Origin of the sequence: Lyngbya sp. CCY1209, from assembly GCF_035615495.1 — a bacterium.
GTDB lineage: Bacteria > Cyanobacteriota > Cyanobacteriia > Cyanobacteriales > Microcoleaceae > Limnospira.
Map to the genome: position 1 here is coordinate 1 of NZ_JAJENU010000319.1, position 1,233 is coordinate 1,233.

Consider the following 1,233-nt stretch of genomic DNA (forward strand, 5'->3'; position numbering starts at 1 on the left):
AGGGCGGCTTGAGGTGCTGTTTTATGATTCCTAATCACCTCTTTTACCTTTTCAGTATGGGCTTTGATTGCTTCCTTGTCCGGTTTGATGTGGGTTGCGAAGCCTAGTAGTCTACTGACCTTTCCCCCACTTTTTCCGGAAACGTGTTTACCTGCAGGATATTGCCTGATATTGAACCCTAGAAAGTTGAAACCGGGTGAGACCCTTTTTCCTTTTACTTCAATTTCTTGAAGTGTGTGACAAATTCTTGTCTTTTCCGGTTTGAGTTGGAGTCCAATGGGCTTTAACCATTCAGAAATAACAATCTTGCACTGTTCAATAATTTCGCGGCTTTGTGATATGACCACAAAATCATCGGCGTATCTGACGACCGTTGTATTGATAGTCTTCCCTTTGACTTTGTGTTTGGGAAGAGTTCTTCAATGTGCCTCCCTATTCCATCCAGTGCGATGTTGGCGAGGAGTGGACTTATTACCCCTCCTTGAGGTGTCCCGGCTTCCGTATCGTCGAATACACCATTGTCGATGATCCCGGCTTTTAACCATTGTCTGATATTGCGCCTTATGATCGTTGGACAATGAAGTTTGGATAGTAGGTAATCATGGTCAATTTGGTCAAAGCATTTGGCAATATCGGCATCGAGGACGTAATATTCCCCTTGATTAATCGCAACAAATATTCTGCCAACTGCGTCGAGGGTTGAGCGTCCAGGTCGAAACCCATAGCTTGTTCCCTCAAATTTAGGTTCCCAGTAGGGTTCCATTGCCATCTTGACCACGGCTTGCTTGGCTCTGTCTCGAATTGTCGGGATTCCCAGAGGGCGTTTTTCATCCCGTCCGGGTTTTGGTATCCAGACTCTCCGTAATGGTTTGGCTTTGAAGTTTCCTTTGATTTCCTTAACAAGTTCAAACCTTTGTTTCGGGGATAGTGCTATCACTCCATCCACTCCGGCTGTCTTCTTGCCTTGGTTATCTTGGGTCACTCGTCTGACCGCTAAGAGCCTTGCGTAATATGACTTCAAAAGGAGTCTCTGCAACCTTCTAGCTTTTGCTTCCTGCCCCGATTGAGCCGCTTGATAGATACGTTTTTGCAACTTGAAGACCATCCTCTGAACTTTTGCCCAATTGATTGCCTTCCATACATTCTTAGTGACCGCTGGTTTCGGCTTGCCGAATCCTTTGGTTTGACTAGACCTCGCCATTATTGCTACTCAAGTCTCCATCTTACGTCTGA

The 1,233-nt window shown here is 45.6% G+C and carries 1 pseudogene; it reads right to left on the reverse strand.

The features are described from left to right. Positions 1-1,201, reverse strand: a pseudogene (locus LKE08_RS09190) (reverse transcriptase domain-containing protein); the annotation flags it as partial. Positions 1,202-1,233: the final 32 nt, after the last annotated feature.